Here is an 18443-nt window from a genome sequence, read left to right on the forward strand (position 1 = left end):
GATTAGGTCCGGTTCTCAGCTATGACATTTTCTGTCGCGCTGAGGCCGTATGTTTTGGGCATGGAACCCACCCGAATACAGGAGGTTATCGTCCATGCCCACCAATCGCATTCAGTTTCAACCGGGCTTGAGCCTGGCCGCGTTTCTGAAAGAGTATGGGACGGAGGCCCAATGCGAGGCCGTTGTCGAACGATGGCGCTGGCCCAAAGGCTTTGCCTGCCCGGCGTGTGGGGCCGAGCGTGCCATCATCTTTCGGCGTAGCCGGTCGAAGATCTTCCAGTGCAATAGCTGCCGAAGGCAAACGTCTCTGATCTCGGGAACGGTCTTTCATGGGACCAACTTGCCGCTTACGCAGTGGTTCCTGGCAATCTATTTCGTGACTCAGGGTAAATCCGGCCAGTCGATACTGGAACTGAGACGGATGCTGGGACTGAGCTACAAGGCGACCTGGCGGCTCAAACATAAGCTCATGCAGGCCATGTTCGAGCGCGAAGAGAAAACCGTCTTGGCGCAACGGGTCGAGATCGACGACGCCTACCTGGGCGGGGAGCGCACAGGTGGCAAGGTCGGACGAGGCTCGGAAAACAAAGTGCCGTTCATTGCTGCCGTGGAAACCAGTCATGAGGGGCGCCCTCTGCGAGCGGTTTTTAGCCGGGTGACGACCTTCAGCAGCCATGATGTTGACCAATGGGCCAGGAACCACCTTTCTTCGTCGGCCTTCGTGGTATCGGACGGCCTGAATTGTTTCCGGGCGGTGACCAAGACGGGGTGCAGCCACCAGCGCGAGGTGGTCGGGGATCAACGCAGAAGTACCGACATGGGATGATTTCACTGGATCAACACCATTTTGGGCAATCTTAAGACCGCCATCGCCGGGACGTATCACGCGTTTGACTTCGATAAGTACGCGCACCGCTACCTGGCGGAGTTTCAATACCGTTTCAATCGCCGCTTTGACCTACGCAGCATGCTGCCGAGGCTGGTATTTGCCTGCGTCTCAATCGGCAAACGGCCCGAGGCGTGGCTACGCCACGCTGAGAATTGGACCTAATCAGGAAGTTTATTGACCCCTAACCTGTTCCTGGAGGTGGCAATGAAACTGCGCAAGAAATTTCTCGATTTTGAGTACGAAGAAGTTCTCGATATCCGCACCCGGGAATTGATCCGGGTTGCCTGCGCCGTGGCGGTCGGCTGCCCCGACTGACTGCAGAAACACTTCGCGGTCGCGGAGCAGGCAGGCGCCAGCCGGGAAGAACTTCGGGAAGCGATGGCCTACGGGATGATCGCTCCCGGGGGGCGGGCAAAAAATTTCGCCCTTGGGCAGTTGCGGGAGCTCGATTCCGGCCAATAAAGTGACGATTCCGGACGGCAAGGGGCCGCCAGGGAGTTTTCCCTGGCGGCCCCTTGCTTTTTTACCCGGGATAGATTAAAAAAACGATTCCTAACGAGTTGAAAAACTGGAGAAACTTCCGTGGCAATCGATGAGAGCTCCCAATTCCGGCGCCTGCGCAAACTGGTCGGCAAGGCGATCGGCGACTTCAATCTGATCGAGGCGGGCGACCGCATCGCGGTGGCGGTTTCCGGTGGCAAGGACAGCTACGTCCTGCTGCACCTGCTGGAAAGCCTGCGCCGGCGGGCGCCGGTGCGTTACGAGCTGGTGGCGGTGAACGTCGACGCCGGCTTTTCCGGCTACCGGCAGGAGGTGCTGGCGGCCCATCTGCAGGAACACGGATTTGCCTCGCGGCTGCAATCGACCGAGATGGCCACTATTATCGATGCCAAGCTGCGCCCCGGCTCTTCCTACTGTGCGTTCTGTGCCCGTCTGCGGCGCGGCGTCCTCTATTCCATCTGCGACGAGCTCGGCTGCAACAAGCTGGCACTCGGTCACCACCTCGACGATTTCATCGAAACCCTGCTCCTCAACCAGTTCTTCGTCGGCAAACTGGCGGCGATGAGCCCGCGGATGCTGGCGGACAACGGCCGCCAGACGGTGATCCGGCCGCTGGTCTACGTCGAGGAGTCGGCCGTGGCCGCCCTCGCCGCCGAACTGCAGGTGCCGATTATCGACTGTGGTTGCCCGGTGCAGGGGACAGAAGAACAGCAGCGCCAGCGGATGAAGAGCCTGGTCGGCCAGTTGGCGCAGGAGATTCCGCAGCTGCGGCGCAGCCTGCTCGGTGCGATGGGAAACGTCCAGCCCCGTCACCTGCTCGATCTTCACCTGCAACCATCCTGAAACTCCCTGGAACGGGGCGGAAAAACGGTTAAACTTCAGGTAAGGAATTTCCGGGGGAATCATGGTTAGCAGCGACATCAGCGACGATTTCGATCTCAACCTGGCCAGCCATGTCCAGCAGCTTCTCTTTCCGAAGAGCTCCCCCTACTGCGACTGGGCCTGTATCGGCGTGAAGAACCTGATGGCGCGCGGCCTGGGCGGGGACTATTTCGATTTCATCGCCATGCCCGACGGGTGCCAGGCGGTTTTTGTCGGTGATGTGACCGGTCACGGCGTGCATGCCTCGGTGGTGATGGCACTCCTCTACGGCTATATTCACCGCGCCTCCCAATCCTTCTGCTCGCCCGTCGATCTGGTGCGGGAAATCAACGCTTTCCTGCAGTCCTTCGCCCGTCGTTCCGCCGAATTCGATCATTATTTTTCCACCACCCTCTTCTGCGCCAGCATCGACCCGTTATCGCTGCGGATGGAGTACGTCAACGCCGGCCACCCGGCGCCGCTGGTGCGCCGTGGCGACGATATCCTCTCTCTGCCGGCCACCTCGGCCCCGGTTGGATTTTTCGACGCACCGGAGATTCAAAGCGGTTCGTTCCGTTTTCACCCCCAGGACCGGCTGCTCCTCTACACCGATGGCATAACCGAGTCATCCAACCCCGCGGGGGAACTGTTCGGTACCGAGAGGCTGCAGCAGGTGCTGCGGGAAAAGGACGGCGACTACCGGAATTTCCTTAACCAGCTCTTCGCGGTGCGGGGGGATTTTGCCGGCGACACTGCGCCGGAGGATGACTGCACCGCCATTGTGATCGATTTTCATACGCCGCGCGGAGGCCTCGATGCTGCATAGCCGGATGCCTGCCGGGAAAAACCGTCAACTGGCCGTGGCGGTCCGCGATCCGGCGCTGCAGGCCATTCTCGGTGCCCTGCTGGAGGAGTGGCTGTACGCGGTGGTGCCGCGAGCGGAAGAAGCGACCCTGGTTTTGCTGGAGGAAGGACTGGCGTTTTCTGCTTCGGGGGTGGAAGTGGTACGGCTGGCCCGGTTTCCGAGTTCCGGCCGCGACCGGATTGCGCTGCCCATCGTAGTGGAAGAGCTCTGGGCCGCCCTCGAGCCCCGCTTCCACCGGCCGCCCCGCGCCCATATCCGCATCGATCTCGACCGTCCTGCCGTGGTCTCGGTGCGCGGTGAGCGGGAGGCGACCCGGATCGTCAGCCTTTCCGATCTCGGTACCCGCTTTTCCCTGACGCGGGAACTGGTCAACGACGAGCAGCTGCAGCTCGATGTCGAGCTTGACGGAAGGACCTGGCACCTGGAAGGGCGGGTTATCTACGTCATCCCGCGCGGCGATCTCGATGGCTCCGGCGCATTTGATATCGGCATGCTCTTTATCCATCCCGCGATCGAGACCCGGGGGGAGTTGCGGAATTTGGTGGTTCGCCGCTACCTGGAGCGGGTTGCCCGGCGTCTTCCCTCCGAGCTGTTTTATGCCGGACTGGCCCATTTTGCGCTCCCCTCTGCCACCCGGAAGGCTCTGGTTGCGGAGTAAGGTGGTCCCCGCTCTCAGGACAGAAACGACGATGGCCCGGATTTCCCGGGCCATCGTCGTTTTTGGAGCAGATTATTTTTTAAAAACCTTGGCCAGCAGTCCTCCGCCGTCGGGACGGGTTCGGCGCATGTTGATCAGGCGCAACTCCCGCAGTGCCTCGGTGCAGCGCGGATTGCACTTGATCGCCATCTCGAACTGTTTTTCGGCCTCCCGCTCCCGCCCTTCCTGTTTCAGCAGGTAGCCGAGATAGAGGTGGCTGCGGTCGAGCCTGTTGTTGAGGTCGAGGGAGTGCTGCAGCGCCTGCATCGACTCGCCGAGGCGTTCGCGGTCGCCGGGATAGGCCTTGAACTTGGCCCAGGCGTAACTGGTCAGGTACTCAGGTTCTTTGGGGCTGAGCTTGACCGCCCAGCTGAAGGCTTCGAGGGCCTCCGGATAATTTTTCGCCCGGAGGAAAACCATCCCCTTCTGGAAGGCGGTTTCGGCCTGCAGGATGTCTGTCACGTCCTGTTGCCGTTCCTTCTTCCTGCCGCTGATCTGATCGAGGTAATCCTGGCGGCTTTTCGGGTTGCTGATGACCTGGTAGGCCTCGCCGATGTGCCTGAAGAGCTCGTTGATTTTTGCGGTGAGATCTTCGGAGAGGTGTTTCTGCAGAAACTGGTCGGGGTGGTACTTCTTGGCAAGGGCAAAGTACTTGCGGCGGATCTCATCCGCTCCGGCATCGCGGGTTACTTCGAACAGGGCAAAGTGATCGAGGGAAAGCAGCCGCGCATAATCGGCAAGAATCCTCTGACGCAGCTCCCGGGTGTCGGCGAACTGGTGCAGCACCGCCAGATCCTCCTCCCCGGCCTGTACCACCGGCGCCTCCCGGCTCTCGAGGATTTCGGCGGTGAGCAGCCCCGCCAGGAACTGTTCCAGTTCGCGGTGGCTGAGGGGGAATTGGGCGAGGAGCTCTTCGAGGGTGAACCCGCCCCGGCACAGGGCCAGTACCTCGGCATCGCGGCGGTTGAGTTCCAGGTCCTGGAAGCGGTAATGGGGGTTCTCGGTCTGCACCAGGTAGTGGTGGCGGTGGGGCGCCAGCAGCTCGGCGGTTCGGGTATCGGAGAAATAGCGACGGATCCCCTGCAGAATCAGCATGGCGGGTGAAAGTTCGATGCTGGTGACGCCGGACTTGAAGTCTTTTCCCTGCAGGAAGCGAAAACTGCCGTCGGTCCAGCCGAAGGCCTCGAGCAGCTTTTCGGTAACCTGGCGGCTGAGAAATCGGTGCAGCTGCTCCGGCGTCAGCAGCCCCATCTCGATGAGGACGGTCCCCTGCAGCCGGCCGCTCTCCTTGACCTTCTGCAGGGAGTCGTCGCACTGGGCCTGGCTGATCAGGCCGTCATGGACCAGCATCTTGCCGAGGCATTCGCGGATCAGGTTGGAACGGACGAAGATCGGGTAACCGTCCTTGACGTAAACGATCTTGCGCCGCTCGCCCCGTTCGAGGTGGAGCAGGCCGGTTGCCTGCAGGGTGTAGAGGTTGTGCAGCAGGGCGGGGAGGGGGGTGACAGCGAGATCCCCCTCGACATGGAGCTGGCGCGCCGGGCCCCTGGTCGCCGGTACTCCGATCAACTTGTCGATCCTCTCGTGCAGGGTCGCCAGGGTGAAGGGCTTGAGCAGGTAGTCGTTGGCACCGAATTCTTCCCGGGCCGCGTTGATCTGCCTGGTCTCCTTCTGAAAGGCGGTCATCAATATGATCGGCAGGGTCGCCGTCGCCTCCGCGTTGCGCAGGTTGCGACAGAGCTCGAGCCCGGAGATGCCGGGGAGGAGGATGTCGGCGAGGGCGAGATCGAACTTGCCGGCGTCGATCGTTTCCTGGGCCGCCTCAGCGCTGTTGAAGACTTCAACTTGGTAGCCCTTGAGCTTGAGCGACTCGCTGAGAAACCGGCAGATATTCTGGTCTTCATCGATAATCGCGATTTTTTTGCTCATCTGCAGTCTTGCTCAGGGGGCGTTGGTTATTCCGGGGTTGGCGTCGCCGCGCCGAGATATTGTTCAAAGACCCTGCGAATCTCCTCAGTGATGCGCCGGTAGTCGGCCAGGAAGAGATCGGCGGGATGGCGCGGGCGCTCGGGGTAGCCAAGGCGCCGGGCGAGGCGCAGCAGGTAGTCCCGCTCACCGGAGAGTTCGTTGATCGACTGGTCATGGACCAGGCGCAGCTTGTTTTCCAGGCGCCGCAGGAATTTATAGCCGCTTTCGAGCACGAAGTAGTCCGCCGCGCTCAGAATACCTTCTTCATTAAGGATGTGCAAGGCCTGCAATGTGTTGGTGGTGCGCAGTCCGGGATGGCTGCCGCCGTAGAGGAGCTGCAGGTACTGGACAATGAATTCGACATCGACCATGCCGCCGCGGCCGGTCTTGATGTTGAAATGTTCGACCCCCTCCCGCGCAATTTCCGCCTCCATGCGGCCGCGCAAGCGGTAGATCTCTTCTTTAAGGCCGTCGGGGACCGGGCGGTCAAAGACACAGCGCCCGATCAGCTGGTCGACGCGGGCGGCGAGGCTCGGTGCACCGGCCACGGCGCGGGCCTTGGTCAGCGCCTGGCGCTCCCAGAGCTGCGCTGAACCGTCATGGTAGCGCTCGAAGGCGGCGAGGGAGGTGACCAGCGGTCCCTGGTTGCCGGAAGGGCGCAACCGGGTGTCGATCTGGTAGACCGTCCCTTCCCGGGTCATCAACGTCAATACCGAGATGATCCGCTGGGCGAGGCGGGAGAAGTACTCCTGGTTGCTCTGCTCGCGGAAGCGTTCCGGGTCGCACCCCGGGCCGGGGGCGGTCTGGCCGTCCCCCTCGTAGATGAAGATGATATCGAGGTCCGAGTGGTAATTGAGCTCCTGGCCGCCGAGCTTGCCCATGCCGACAATGGCGAATTGGGCCTCTTCGCCGGTCGCCTTGGCGATCGGCAGGCCGAAGCGTGGCAGCAGCTCGCCGCGGGCGATGGCCAGGGCCTGTTCGAGGCAGACCTCGGCGAGGTGGGAGAGCTGCAATGTCCCCTGCCCCTGGGGAGTGTGGCCATGGATGTCGCCGATGGCGATGCGCAGGAACTCCTCGTTGCGAAAGCGGCGCAGGACATCGAGCTTCTGTTCATAGTCGACCGCGCTATCCATCAGCTCCGCCAGGTTCTGCGCCAGGGTCGTCCGGTCCTTGAAGGGGGCGGCATAGGAACGGGAGACCAGGGAGTCGAGAATCTCCGGGTGCTGGATGAAAATCCGTGACAGGAACTGGCTGGTGCCGAAGAGGGAGACGAGGAGCTGGATGATCCCTTTGTTCTCGTCGAGGAGGGCGAAGAAGGTCGCCCGTGCCCGCAGAGCGCCGAGAAAACGCTCGAGGTTGAGCAGCGCCATTTCCGGTTCCGGGGAGTCGACCACCTCCTGCAGCAGGAACGGGGCGATCCGTTCGAGGTGGCGGCGGGCCCGGGGGGTCAGAAAGGAATGGGGCGCGCCGCGCAGCAGCTGCAGGCTCTCGAAGGCGGCATCGGGATTCTTGAAGCCGCGCTCTTCGAGGATGTCCTTGGCGAGGTCGCTGTCGGCATTGGGGTCGAGGAGGAAGGCGATTTCGGGGCGGACCTGGTCGCGACTCTCCTCCTCGCTGGTGTAGAAGAGGTCATGGTAGATCGCCGCCACCGCCTGGCGATGGCGGTCGAGTTCGCAGCGGAAGGCGGGCTCGTCGGCAAAGCCGCAGCGCCGGGCGAGGGCACGCAGTTCATCGCTCTTGACCGGCAGATTGTGGGTCTGGCGCTCCTGCACCACCTGGATCCGGTGTTCGACGGTGCGCAGGAAGATGTAGGCCTCGCGCAGGGTCTGGTGCTCTTTCGCCTTGATCAGGCCTTCCTTGAGGAGCAGATCAAGGGCCCTGAGGCTGTTCTTCTCGCGCAGCGAGCGGTTCTTGCCGGCGTAGATCAGCTGCATCGCCTGGATGAAGAACTCGATCTCGCGGATCCCCCCCTGGCCGAGCTTGAGGTTGAGTTCCCCCTCCCGCTCGCGGGTCAGGCTGCGGTCGATCTTCTGCTTCATCAGCTTGATATCCTCGATCATCGCGTAATCGAGGAAGCGCCGGTAGATGAAGGGCTCAAGATCCCGGAGCAACTGCTCACCGAGGGTATGGCTGCCGGCCACCGGTCGCGCCTTGAGCATCGCCGCCCGCTCCCAGCTCTGCCCCCAGCTCTCGTAGTAGACTTCGGCGCTGCGCAACGAGTTGGCCATCTCGCCGTTGTTCCCCTCCGGGCGCAGGCGCAGGTCGACGCGAAAGACGAACCCGTCCTCCGTCGCCTGGCCGACGGCCCGGGTGACCAGCTCCCCCAGCTTGCAGAAGTAGTTGTGGAGCGGAATGCTGTTCTTTACCTTCCCGGCGGCGTCGGGGACCCCGGTGCTCTGGCCCCGTTCCGAGGTGTAGAAGTAGATCAGGTCAATATCGGAGGAGAAGTTGAGCTCGCGACCGCCGAACTTGCCCATGCCGAGGATGGTGAATTCCGCCTCCAGCGGGCAGCTCTCCGCCACGGATGCGAGGAGCGGCGCCCCATGCTCGGCCCGCAGTTGCCGGTCGCAGACCTCGTAGGCACGCTGCAGGGTGGCGGCGGCGAGGGCGGAGAGCTCGGCGGTCACCGTGGCGAGGTCGGCGAGGCCGCAGAGATCGCGGCTGCCGATGCGCAGGATCTCGCGGCACTTGAAACGGCGCAGCCCCTGCTGCAGGGTGGCGAAGTCGACCTCCAGGGCGACCCGTTCCCGCAGCTCGGTGAGCATCGTCGCCTCGTCTTTGGCGCGCTCGATCTCGCCGCCGGGAAAGAGCTCCTCGAAATAGACTGGTTTGCGGCAGAAAATACTGGTCAGAAAGGGGGAGGCACCGAGAACGGTCAGCAGGCGCCGGGCGGACACCGCATCCTCAAGCTGGGGCCGCAGGGTGTTGATTGGGACGACGTTGCCAAGCCGCTCCAGGTTGTTCAGCGCCAGGTCGGGGTCGGCGCAGTCGCGGGCGATTTCGACCAGGGACGCCAGCAGCGCCGGGTCGGCGAGGAGGTCGGAGAGGAGCAGGAGGTTGGCGGCGGTCTTGCGGCTTTCGGCAAAGCCGAGGCGGGTCGCCAGCGTCGCCAGGGCGGTTTCATTGCGCGCGGCCTTCTGCAGGGCCTGGCTGATCTCGGTCCGATCCATCGCTCAGGCTCCCTTGACCAGCTCCTGCAGCCGCTTCTCGTAGTCCCCGGTGGCGACGCCGCGCTCGGTGATGATCGCCGTGATCAGTCGCGCCGGGGTGACATCGAAGGCGGGATTGCGTACCGCGACCCCGGTCGGCGCGAGCTGGACGCCGGCGGCGGTGTGAGTCACCTCCTGCGCCGCGCGCTCCTCGATGGGGATGGCGCTGCCGTCGGCGAGGTCGAGGTCGACAGTCGAGGTCGGCGCCGCGACATAGAAGGGGAGACCGTGCTCCCTGGCCAGCACCGCCACCGTGTAGGTGCCGATCTTGTTGGCGGTGTCGCCATTGGCGGCGATGCGGTCGGCGCCGACAATCACGCAGTCGATCGCCCCCTGAGCCATCAGCGCCCCGGCCATGTTGTCACAGATCAGGGTGACCGGAATTTCGTCCCGTTGTAGCTCCCAGGCGGTGAGGCGCGCCCCCTGCAGCCAGGGGCGGGTTTCGTCGGCGAGGACCGCGACCTTCTTCCCCGCTTCGACGGCAGCGCGGATCACCCCCAGCGCCGTCCCGTAGCCGGCGGTCGCCAGCGCCCCGGCGTTGCAGTGGGTGAGGATGCGGGCGCCGTCCGGGATCAGTTTCTCCCCGAAGGCTCCCAGCGCCCGGTTGCGGCGCTCATCTTCGGCGGCGATTTCCAGCGCCTCGGCCAGCAGCCGCTCCTTGAGATCGATGCCGGCCAGCTGCCGATGCTCCCGGGCGCACCCCTTCATCCGCTCCAGCGCCCAGAAGAGGTTGACCGCGGTGGGGCGGGTCGCGGCGAGTACCGCGCAGACCTGGTTGAACTCGGTCTGGAACTCGTCGAAGGAAGCGGCGAAGATGTCGCGGGCGCCGAGTGCCGCGCCGAAGGCCGCCGCCACCCCGATCGCCGGCGCGCCGCGCACCACCATGGTGGTGATCGCCGTGGCGACTTCGCGGTAGTCACGGTAGTCGAGCCAGACCTCCGCCGTGGGCAGCAGGCGCTGGTCGAGCATCTTCAGGGTGTCGTTTTCGAAGAGGATCGGCTTGATCGACATGGTTTCCCTCCCGTCCCTCATCCCTGCAGTTTCTTTTTCAGCAGCTCGTTGACGGCGGCCGGGTTTGCCTTCCCTTTGCTCGCCTTCATCACCTGGCCGACGAAGAAGCCAAAGACCTTCTCCTTGCCGCCGCGGTACTCCTCGACCTGCCCCTGGTTGGCAGCGAGAATCTCGTCGATGATCGCCTCGATGGCACCGCTGTCGGTGACCTGCTTCAATCCCTGCTTCTCGATGATTTCATCGGCGCTCTCGCCGCTCTGCCACATCGTTTCGAAGACCTTCTTGGCGATATTGCCGGAGATGGTGTTGTCATCGATGCGCTTCAACAGGCCGGCAAGGAACTCCGGGGTGACCGGGCAGGTGGCAATGCCGATCCCGGCATTATTGAGGCCGCGGGTCACCTCCCCCATCACCCAGTTGGAGCAGGCCTTGGGGTTGTTGTGGCGGGCCACGCAGGCATCGTAATAGTCGGCGACCGCCCGTTCGGCGGTGAGGACCTCGGCGTCGTAGCGGGGAAGACCGTAGTCGCTGATGAAGCGCTGCAGGCGCGCCGTGGGGAGCTCCGGCAGCGCTGCGCGAACCCGTTCGATCCACTCCCCATCGACCACCAGCGGCACCAGGTCGGGGTCGGGGAAGTAGCGGTAGTCGTGGGCCTCCTCCTTGCCGCGCATCGAGCGGGTGGTGCCGGTGGTGGGGTCGTAGAGACGGGTCTCCTGAATTACCTTGCCGCCGTCCTCGATCAGCTCGGCCTGGCGCTCGACCTCGTACTCGATCGCCTGCTTGATGAAGCGGAAGGAGTTGATGTTCTTCAGCTCGGCACGGGTGCCGAATTCTTTCTGCCCCCAGGGGCGGATCGAGACGTTGGCGTCGCAGCGGAACGATCCCTCTTCGAGGTTGCCGTCGCAGATGTCGAGGTAGACGACGATCTGGTGCAGTTTCTTCAGGTAGGCGATTGCCTCGTCGGGAGAGCGCATGTCCGGCTCGGAGACGATCTCCAGCAGCGGGGTGCAGGCGCGGTTGAGGTCGACCAGGGAGTTGCCGGCGCTCTCCGGGCTGTCGCCGTGGAGAAGCTTGCCGGCATCCTCCTCCATGTGGATGCGGGTGATACCGATCCGTTTCCTGCCGCCGGCCTCGGTCTCGATGTCGAGGTGGCCATGCTCGCAGATCGGCAGCTCGAACTGGGAGATCTGGTACCCCTTAGGGAGGTCGGGATAGAAGTAGTTCTTGCGGGCGAAGATCGAGCGCGGGGCGATCCGGCAGTTGGTCGCCAGCCCAGCCATGATCGCATTCTCCGCCACCTGCCGGTTGAGGACCGGCAGCGCCCCGGGCAGGCCGAGGCAGACCGGGCAGGTCTGGGAGTTGGGAGTGTTGCCGAAGCGGGTCGAGCAGCCGCAGAAGATCTTGGTGCGGGTGGTGAGCTGGACATGCACTTCCAGGCCGATGACGATTTCGTAATTGCTGGTAGTCATGAAGTTGATTCCTGTGGTTTTTCATAGATCCCATTTGTCTTATGGGACCCATGGGACTGATGGGACCTATGAGAGTTCCGGCTTGCGCTTGTGCCATTCGGTCGCCTGTTCGAAGGCGTAGCCGCTGCGCAGCAGGGTCGCCTCGTCGAAGGGCCTGCCGATCAGCTGCAGACCGATCGGCAGCCCGTCCGCGGTCGCGCCGCAGGGGAGGGCGATGCCGCAGGTGCCGGCGAGATTGACCGGGATGGTGAAAATATCCGAGAGGTACATCTGCAGGGGATCGGCGGTCTTCTCACCGATCTTGAAGGCGGCGGTCGGCGCCACCGGGGTGAGGATGACGTCGACCTTTTCGAAGGCGTCGAGAAAGTCCTGGCGGATCAGGGTGCGGACCTTCTGTGCCTTGAGGTAGTAGGCGTCGTAGTAACCGGAGGAGAGGGCGTAGGTGCCGAGCATGATGCGGCGCTTGACTTCGGTACCGAAGCCGGCGGCGCGGCTGGCACTGTACATGTCGATCAGCCCCTGGCCGCGGTCGACGCGCAGCCCATAACGGACGCCATCGTAGCGGGCGAGGTTGCTCGAGGCCTCGGCGGTGGCGATCAGGTAGTAGCAGGCGACGGCGTAATCGGTGTGCGGCAGGCTGACCTCGACGATCTCGGCGCCGAGCTGGCGATAGGTGGCGATCGCCGCCTCGACGGCGCTGCGCACCTCGGGGTCGAGGCCGTCGATGAAATATTCCCGGGGCAGGCCGATGCGCAGCCCCTTGACACCCTTTTTCAGGGTCGCCCCGTAGTCGGGGACCGGAGTGTCGACGGAGGTCGAATCGAGGGGGTCGAAGCCTGCCACCGCCTGCAGCATCAGGCTGCAATCCTCGACGTCGCGGGCCAGCGGCCCGACCTGGTCGAGGGAGGAGGCGTAGGCGATCACTCCGTAGCGGGAGACCCGGCCGTAGGTCGGCTTGAGACCGACTACGCCGCAGTGGGCGGCGGGCTGGCGGATCGAGCCGCCGGTGTCGGTGCCGAGGGTCGCCGCCGCCTGACACGCGGCGACCGCTGTGGCGCTCCCGCCCGAAGAGCCGCCCGGGACGCAGGCCAGGTTCCAGGGGTTCCTGGTCGGCCCGAAATGGCTGTTCTCGTTGGAGCTCCCCATGGCGAATTCGTCCATGTTGAGCTTGCCGAGCAGGATCGCGCCCTGGCTGCGCAACCGCGCGACCGCGGTGCCGTCGTAGGGCGGCACGAAGTTCTCGAGAATGCGCGAGGCGCAGGTGGTGCGCACACCGGCGGTGACGAAGATATCCTTGAGCGCCAGCGGAATGCCGGTCAGCGGCTGGGCTTCGCCGGCTGCCAGCAGGTTATCGGCTGTCGCCGCAGCGGCCAGGGCCTGCTCGCCGCAGACGGTAATAAAGCTGTTGAGCTGCGGGTTGCTGGCCTCGATCTGCATCAGGTAGGCGCGGGTCAGCTCGAGGGCGGAGATACTTTTGCTGCGCAGCTGCTGGCGCAGATCGTGGATAGGCAGATCGATCAGGTTCATAAAGGCTCCGAAACATTACCCGGCTGGACGGGGGAGGGGACGTTACTCGATCACACGGGGGACCCGGAAACAGTCCTGGGCCGCATCGGGAGCGTTGGCCAGTGCCTTGCCGGCGCCGATCGAGGGGGTCACGGTGTCGTCCCGGAACGCGTTTTCGAGGGGAACCGCGTGGGCGGTCGGGACGATGCCGGCGGTATCGAGCTGATTGAGCTTGTCGACGTAGCCGAGAATGGCGTCCATTTCACCGGTCAGGGCCGCCAGCTCTTCCTCGGCGAGGGCAAGGCGGGCGAGGCGGGCGACGTGATCGACTTCGGCACGGCTGATTTTCATGGGGTGCTCCTTGGTTTGGCTGCGGCAGGAATTTTAAACCGTTAAGTTAACACGGGATGTGCGGCCTGTTCAAGCTTTCAGCGTCTTTCACCAGCAGGAAAAGGGTTGCTTTCCGGCCCCGCGGTGGTACCGTTTGATATGGAAGTTTAAACCACGACACCGGCTATTGCCGGTCTCAACCCGGAAGGAGACAACACGGTATGAACAGGCTCATAGTGAGCATTGGAATTGCGGCGATCCTGGCTCTCGGTTGCACGGCGCCCCAGACCAAAACCGGGCAGGGGGCCATGATCGGCACCGGCGTCGGCGCGGCGGCTGGTGCCGGGCTAGGCCAGGCGATCGGCGGCAACACCAAGTCGACCCTGATCGGCGCTGGAATCGGTGCGGTCGTCGGTGGCCTCGCCGGAGGATCGATCGGCAAGTATATGGATAACCAGGAGGCGGCGATGCGCCAGCAACTGGCCGGCGTCGAAGCGGCCAACGTGCAACGCAATGCCAACCTGCTGGCGATCACCTTCAAGTCCGACTTCTTGTTCGACCTCGATTCGGCCCAGCTCAAGCCGGGCGCCTACGATGAAATTTCCCGGGTCGCCCAGGTCCTGGTCCAGTATCCGCAGACCAACATCCTGATCGCCGGCCATACCGACAGCAGCGGCGCCGAGGCCTACAACCAGCAGCTCTCCGAACGTCGCGCCCAGGTGGTGATGAACTCCCTCGCTGGCCAGGGCGTCAACCCGGCGCGCCTGACCACGATCGGCTATGGCGAGAGCCGGCCGATTGCCGACAACAACACCGAGGCCGGTCGCCAGCTGAACCGCCGGGTGGAGATCACCATCGCCCCGCAGCAATAATTAAATTGATGCGGCAAGTTTCAACCGCAATCGCGCGAACCCTCCGGCCGTTGGCCGGAGGGTTTTGCTCGGCCCGGGTGAAGAAGAGTTTGGTAAATATGCCCGGTGCCTGAGGGTAGCTCCCTATGGAAGATCCTGGCCGACCAGTCCCCTGGCTGTTGTTCGGCGCAGAGTTTCTCGGCACGGCATTGCTGGTCGGTATCGGCCTGTCGCTGGTCATCCTCAATTTTGGTGCGGGGAGCCCGGTGGTCGGCTGGCTACCGGATCCCGGCGACCGCCGACTCCTCACCGGGTTCCTGTTCGGCACCACCGGCGCCCTGATTGCCCTTTCGCCCCTCGGCCGGGAGAGCGGCGCACACATCAACCCGGCCGTCACCCTGGCATTCTGGCTGATGAAGAAGTTGCGCGGCTGGGATGCCCTCGGTTATCTCCTGGCGCAGTTGACCGGTGCCCTGCTCGGCGCCTGGCCGTTGCTCCTCTGGGGGCGCATGGGTCGCAGTGTCGCTTTCGGGGCGACGCTTCCCGGCGCTGGCTACGGCATCTGGGCAGCGTTGCTCGGGGAGGTCGTGACCACCTTCTTCCTCATCACCGGTTTGTTCAGCTTCCTGCGGCATCCCTCGCTGCGACCCTTCACCCCTGCACTCTTCCCCTTCCTCTACGCGGTCATGGTTTTCCTTGAAGCACCAATGTCCGGCACCAGCACCAATCCGGCGCGCAGCCTTGGTCCCGCCGTCATCTCCGGCGCCTGGCAGGGGTGGTGGATCTATTGGCTCGGGCCCCTGCTGGGGACGTTGCTGGGGGTGGCCGCCTTCCACTTGTCCGGTTTTGATCGGTTGCAGATCGAAGTCGCCAAGCTCTACCATTTCGGCCATGACCGTTACGGCGTATTTCACCCCAGACATCATCCTCGGCAGCAGAAATGAAAGGACAACCATGAACATCAGACTTGATGGCAAACGGGCTCTCGTTACCGGTGGCAACTCGGGTATCGGCGCGGCGATCGCACTGGCCCTGGGCGAAGCTGGAGCCCGGGTGGCGATCAACTATGTCGCCGATCCGGCAGCGGCAGAGCAACTGGTGGCACAGATCGAGAGGGGGGGCGGCAGCGCCCTGGCAGTTCAGGCCGATGTCGCCGACCCCGGCGCGGTTGCCGCCATGTTCGCTACCATCGATGCCGCCTGGGGCGGGATCGACATTCTCGTCAACAACGCCGGTATCGATGGCGCCCGCGCCCTGAGTTGGGAGGCCGATATCGCTGCCTGGCGCAAGGTGATCGACGTGAACCTTGTCGGTGCCTTCTGCTGTGCGCGTGAAGCATCGCGGCGGATGGTGAAGCAAAAGAGCGGGGTGGTGCTCAACCTCAGCTCGGTGCACGAAGAGATCGCCTGGTCCGGTTACAGCGCCTATGCCGCCAGCAAGGCGGCGGTCGGCATGTTGACCAAGACCCTGGCCCAGGAGGCTGCCCCCTTCGGGGTACGGGTGCTGGCGGTCGCGCCGGGCGCGATCAAGACGCCGATCAATCGTCCGGTCTGGAGCGATCCGCAGAGTCTGCAGGATCTGCAGGAGAAGATTCCGCTGCAACGGATCGGCGAGCCTGCCGAGATTGCGCAGATGGTCGTAGTGCTGGTCTCTGAGGTTGCTTCCTACGTGACCGGCTGCACCGTTTTTGTCGATGGCGGGATGACCGACTATCCCGACTTCGCCCATGGCGGGTGACCCGGCCAACACTGAAAGGGAATGCGATGAAAAGTCTTGAACGTTACGCCCCGGGCTGGCCGGGGATCCCGGCACGCTGGACCTCCAGCGCCAAGTCGGGGGTCGGTACCGCCCTCGGGAGTCAGAGCCGGGTCTGGTTCACCCTCAGTCACGGCATCTTCAATGAAATCTATTATCCGCGTATCGATCAGGCCTGCGTGCGCGACTGTGGGATGATCGTCACCGCCGGCACCGACTTCCTGTCAGAAGAAAAACGCGACGCCGACTCCACGGTCACCTGGCTGGCTCCGGGTGTCCCGGCCTTTGCCGTCGTAAATCGCTGCCGCCAGGGGCGTTACCGCATTGAAAAGGAGATTCTCGCCGACCCGCATCGGGACGCGATACTGCAACGGACCCGCTTCATCGCCGAGCAGGGCAAGATTGAGGATTATCGCCTGCACCTGGTGCTGGCGCCGCACCTCGGCAACCAGGGGGGCGGTAACAACGCCTGGCTCGGGGACTACAAGGGGCTGCCGATGCTCTTCGCCGATCAGGACGGTATCGCCCTTGCGCTCGCCTGCTCCGTCCCCTGGTTGCAGCGTTCGGTTGGCTTTGTCGGGGTTTCGGACGGTTGGCAGGACCTGCTCGCTCACAACCGCATGACCTGGGACTACACTCGGGCCAAAAACGGTAATGTCGCTCTCGCTGCCGAACTCGATCTGGCTGTCGGGAGTGGCGAATGTCTGATCGTCCTCGGTTTTGGTAGCAACTGCGCCGAGGCCGGTAATCGTGCCCGGGCCGCGTTGCAGAGTGGCTTCGCGGCGGCGCAGGCGGACTATGGCAAAGGCTGGCAGAACTGGCAAAAAGAGCTCCTTCCCCTCGACCCGGAGGGAGGAGAGCAGAACCTCTACCGGGTCAGTACCGCCGTGGTGGCCCTCCATGAGTCCGGTAATTTTCCCGGCGGGCTGATTGCCAGCCTATCGATCCCCTGGGGCTTCAGCAAGGGCGACAACGACCTCGGCGGCTATCACCTCGCCTGGCCGCGCGATCTGGTGGAGTCGGCAGGCGGGCTGCTGGCGGCTGGAGCTGCGGCCGAGGTGCGTCGGGTCCTTGCTTTTTTGCAGGCCACCCAGGAAGCGGACGGCCACTGGGCGCAGAATATGTGGCTTGACGGGTCCCCCTACTGGAATGGCATCCAGATGGACGAGACCGCCCTGCCGGTCCTCCTGGTCGACCTGGCCCGGCGCGAAGAGGCGTTGAGCGCTGAGGCGGTGGCGCGCTTCTGGCCGATGGTTCGTGCCGCCGTCGCCTACCTGATACGCTGCGGGCCGGTCAGCATGCAGGACCGCTGGGAGGAAGACCCCGGTTATTCGCCCTTCACCATCGCCGCAGAGATCGCCGCCCTGCTGGCGGCGGCGGAACTGGCCGAGCTGCAGCAGGAAGCGGCCATTGCCGGCTACCTGCGCGAGACTGCCGATGTCTGGTACGCGGCGATCGATCACTGGATGTACGTCACCGATACCGACTGGTGCCGGCAATTTGAGGTGGCCGGTTATTACGTACGCATCGCTCCGGTCGAGAGTGAAGACGGTGTGTCGCGCTTTCAGCAGAGCATCCCGGTCAAGAACGTCGCTCCCGATCAGGCCGAAAGTCCTGCCTGTCACCTGATCAGCCCCGACGCCCTGGCGCTGGTCCGCTTCGGGCTGCGGCGCGCTGATGATCCGCGCATCCTCGATACGGTCAAGGTCGTCGATGCGTTGCTCCGGACCGAGACGAAGCAGGGTCCGGTCTGGCATCGTTATAATGGCGACGGCTACGGCGAGCATGCGGACGGCGCGCCCTTCGACGGAACCGGCATCGGCCGCGCCTGGCCGCTTCTGACCGGCGAACGGGCCCATTTCGAACTGGCGGCAGGACGCGAATCCGAGGCCCGGCGGTTACAGGTGGCCCTGGAATCGTTTGCCGGCGCCGAAGGCCTGCTTCCGGAGCAGGTCTGGGACGCGCCCGATCTGGCGGAGCGCGAACTCTGGTTCGGGCGCCCTTCCGGTTCGGCCATGCCGCTGGTCTGGGCGCACGCCGAATACCTCAAGCTGCTGCGCTCCCTGCACGACGGGGCCGTTTTCGATCTGCCGCCGCAGACGGTCCAGCGCTATCTGGTCGACAAAACCACTGCCGGCCATGCGGTGTGGCGCTTCAATCACAAGCTGCGCACCCTGCCGGTCGGGCGGACGCTGCGCATCGAGACGCTGGCGGCTGCGGTCGTTCACTGGAGTCAGGACGCCTGGGCGACCACCGCGGATGCCAGGACCCGGGATGGCGGGTTGGGGATCCATCTGGCCGATTTGCCGACCGCCGCCCTGCCGGCGGGAACAGCCATCTTGTTTACCCTCTACTGGCCTGATACGGGAAACTGGGAAGGGACCGACTTCATGATCCGGATCGAAGCGCGGCCTGACGGCGGTTGAAATTCCTGTTCGGTCGGAGGCACCCCGAGCTGCCTCCGGTGTGCAGTGGCGCCAATGGGGTCGGCACTGCACTAGTCATTGTTTCCGACCGTTCCATTGCCTGAA

General features: G+C 64.0%; 14 protein-coding genes and 1 pseudogene. 9 read left to right on the forward strand and 6 right to left on the reverse strand.

Annotated elements, in window-relative coordinates:
- The first annotated feature begins 94 nt into the window (after positions 1–94).
- From ACYQ8E_RS15355 to ACYQ8E_RS15375, 5 genes and pseudogenes are all read left to right on the forward strand, one after another.
- A pseudogene (locus ACYQ8E_RS15355) lies at positions 95–1051 on the forward strand (IS1595 family transposase).
- Between the two features lie 42 nt (positions 1052–1093).
- Entirely contained in the window at positions 1094–1351 is a 258-nt protein-coding gene (locus ACYQ8E_RS15360) for a GSU3128 family (seleno)protein (protein WP_257722363.1), read from the forward strand.
- A gap of 120 nt (positions 1352–1471) precedes the next feature.
- Positions 1472–2233, forward strand: a complete 762-nt coding sequence (ttcA, locus tag ACYQ8E_RS15365) for a tRNA 2-thiocytidine(32) synthetase TtcA (RefSeq protein WP_066724570.1) — start codon at positions 1472–1474, stop codon at positions 2231–2233.
- Positions 2234–2294: 61 nt separating this feature from the next.
- Positions 2295–3077 carry a PP2C family protein-serine/threonine phosphatase gene (locus ACYQ8E_RS15370; RefSeq protein ID WP_066724573.1) on the forward strand — a complete coding sequence of 261 codons (783 nt, stop codon included), beginning with the start codon at positions 2295–2297 and terminating at the stop codon, positions 3075–3077.
- Positions 3067–3774: a PilZ domain-containing protein gene (locus ACYQ8E_RS15375; RefSeq protein ID WP_066724576.1), complete on the forward strand. Its 708-nt coding sequence runs from the start codon at positions 3067–3069 to the stop codon at positions 3772–3774. Before ACYQ8E_RS15370 ends, ACYQ8E_RS15375 begins: the two co-directional genes overlap by 11 nt.
- A gap of 72 nt (positions 3775–3846) precedes the next feature.
- On the opposite strand, the gene ACYQ8E_RS15380 is transcribed toward ACYQ8E_RS15375, so the two are convergent.
- The 6 genes from ACYQ8E_RS15380 to gatC form a co-directional block, all read right to left on the reverse strand.
- Entirely contained in the window at positions 3847–5742 is a 1896-nt protein-coding gene (locus ACYQ8E_RS15380) for a response regulator (RefSeq protein ID WP_066724579.1), read from the reverse strand.
- Between the two features lie 26 nt (positions 5743–5768).
- Positions 5769–8951, reverse strand: coding sequence for a bifunctional [glutamate--ammonia ligase]-adenylyl-L-tyrosine phosphorylase/[glutamate--ammonia-ligase] adenylyltransferase (gene glnE / locus ACYQ8E_RS15385; RefSeq protein ID WP_066724581.1), 3183 nt, complete (start codon positions 8949–8951; stop codon positions 5769–5771).
- Positions 8952–8954: 3 nt separating this feature from the next.
- Positions 8955–10001, reverse strand: a complete 1047-nt coding sequence (gene mtnA, locus ACYQ8E_RS15390) for an S-methyl-5-thioribose-1-phosphate isomerase (RefSeq protein ID WP_066724583.1) — start codon at positions 9999–10001, stop codon at positions 8955–8957.
- 17 nt (positions 10002–10018) lie between these two features.
- The gene (gatB, locus tag ACYQ8E_RS15395; RefSeq protein WP_066724587.1) at positions 10019–11470 is read right to left on the reverse strand and encodes an Asp-tRNA(Asn)/Glu-tRNA(Gln) amidotransferase subunit GatB; all 1452 of its coding nucleotides are present in this window, start codon (positions 11468–11470) and stop codon (positions 10019–10021) included.
- A gap of 66 nt (positions 11471–11536) precedes the next feature.
- A complete protein-coding gene (gatA, locus tag ACYQ8E_RS15400) occupies positions 11537–12997 on the reverse strand; it encodes an Asp-tRNA(Asn)/Glu-tRNA(Gln) amidotransferase subunit GatA (RefSeq protein WP_066724591.1) in 1461 nt (486 codons plus the stop codon).
- A gap of 42 nt (positions 12998–13039) precedes the next feature.
- On the reverse strand, positions 13040–13327 hold the full coding sequence (gene gatC, locus ACYQ8E_RS15405) for an Asp-tRNA(Asn)/Glu-tRNA(Gln) amidotransferase subunit GatC (protein ID WP_066724595.1): 288 nt from the start codon (positions 13325–13327) through the stop codon (positions 13040–13042).
- Positions 13328–13527: 200 nt separating this feature from the next.
- On the opposite strand from gatC, the gene ACYQ8E_RS15410 reads away from it, so the two are divergent.
- The 4 genes from ACYQ8E_RS15410 (at position 13528) to ACYQ8E_RS15425 (ending at position 18338) form a co-directional block, all read left to right on the forward strand.
- The gene (locus ACYQ8E_RS15410) at positions 13528–14178 is read left to right on the forward strand and encodes a YiaD family glycine zipper/OmpA-like lipoprotein (RefSeq protein ID WP_066724598.1); all 651 of its coding nucleotides are present in this window, start codon (positions 13528–13530) and stop codon (positions 14176–14178) included.
- 125 nt (positions 14179–14303) lie between these two features.
- On the forward strand, positions 14304–15101 hold the full coding sequence (locus ACYQ8E_RS15415) for an MIP/aquaporin family protein (RefSeq protein WP_082820171.1): 798 nt from the start codon (positions 14304–14306) through the stop codon (positions 15099–15101).
- A 10-nt stretch (positions 15102–15111) separates the two neighbouring features.
- Positions 15112–15894, forward strand: coding sequence for an SDR family oxidoreductase (locus tag ACYQ8E_RS15420; protein ID WP_066724603.1), 783 nt, complete (start codon positions 15112–15114; stop codon positions 15892–15894).
- A 26-nt stretch (positions 15895–15920) separates the two neighbouring features.
- On the forward strand, positions 15921–18338 hold the full coding sequence (locus ACYQ8E_RS15425) for a glucan 1,4-alpha-glucosidase (protein ID WP_066724606.1): 2418 nt from the start codon (positions 15921–15923) through the stop codon (positions 18336–18338).
- Positions 18339–18443: the final 105 nt, after the last annotated feature.

It is taken from the genome of Desulfuromonas carbonis, from assembly GCF_054658035.1.

Excerpts from the sequence above, each read along its gene's own strand:
- ACYQ8E_RS15370 (WP_066724573.1), top strand. The coding sequence starts at position 2,295 with ATGGTTAGCAGCGACATCAGCGACGATTTCGATCTCAACCTGGCCAGC.
- ACYQ8E_RS15375 (WP_066724576.1), top strand. The coding sequence starts at position 3,067 with ATGCTGCATAGCCGGATGCCTGCCGGGAAAAACCGTCAACTGGCCGTG.
- ACYQ8E_RS15380 (WP_066724579.1), bottom strand. The coding sequence starts at position 5,742 with ATGAGCAAAAAAATCGCGATTATCGATGAAGACCAGAATATCTGCCGG.
- glnE (WP_066724581.1), bottom strand. The coding sequence starts at position 8,951 with ATGGATCGGACCGAGATCAGCCAGGCCCTGCAGAAGGCCGCGCGCAAT.
- mtnA (WP_066724583.1), bottom strand. The coding sequence starts at position 10,001 with ATGTCGATCAAGCCGATCCTCTTCGAAAACGACACCCTGAAGATGCTC.
- gatB (WP_066724587.1), bottom strand. The coding sequence starts at position 11,470 with ATGACTACCAGCAATTACGAAATCGTCATCGGCCTGGAAGTGCATGTC.
- gatA (WP_066724591.1), bottom strand. The coding sequence starts at position 12,997 with ATGAACCTGATCGATCTGCCTATCCACGATCTGCGCCAGCAGCTGCGC.
- gatC (WP_066724595.1), bottom strand. The coding sequence starts at position 13,327 with ATGAAAATCAGCCGTGCCGAAGTCGATCACGTCGCCCGCCTCGCCCGC.
- ACYQ8E_RS15410 (WP_066724598.1), top strand. The coding sequence starts at position 13,528 with ATGAACAGGCTCATAGTGAGCATTGGAATTGCGGCGATCCTGGCTCTC.
- ACYQ8E_RS15415 (WP_082820171.1), top strand. The coding sequence starts at position 14,304 with ATGGAAGATCCTGGCCGACCAGTCCCCTGGCTGTTGTTCGGCGCAGAG.
- ACYQ8E_RS15420 (WP_066724603.1), top strand. The coding sequence starts at position 15,112 with ATGAACATCAGACTTGATGGCAAACGGGCTCTCGTTACCGGTGGCAAC.
- ACYQ8E_RS15425 (WP_066724606.1), top strand. The coding sequence starts at position 15,921 with ATGAAAAGTCTTGAACGTTACGCCCCGGGCTGGCCGGGGATCCCGGCA.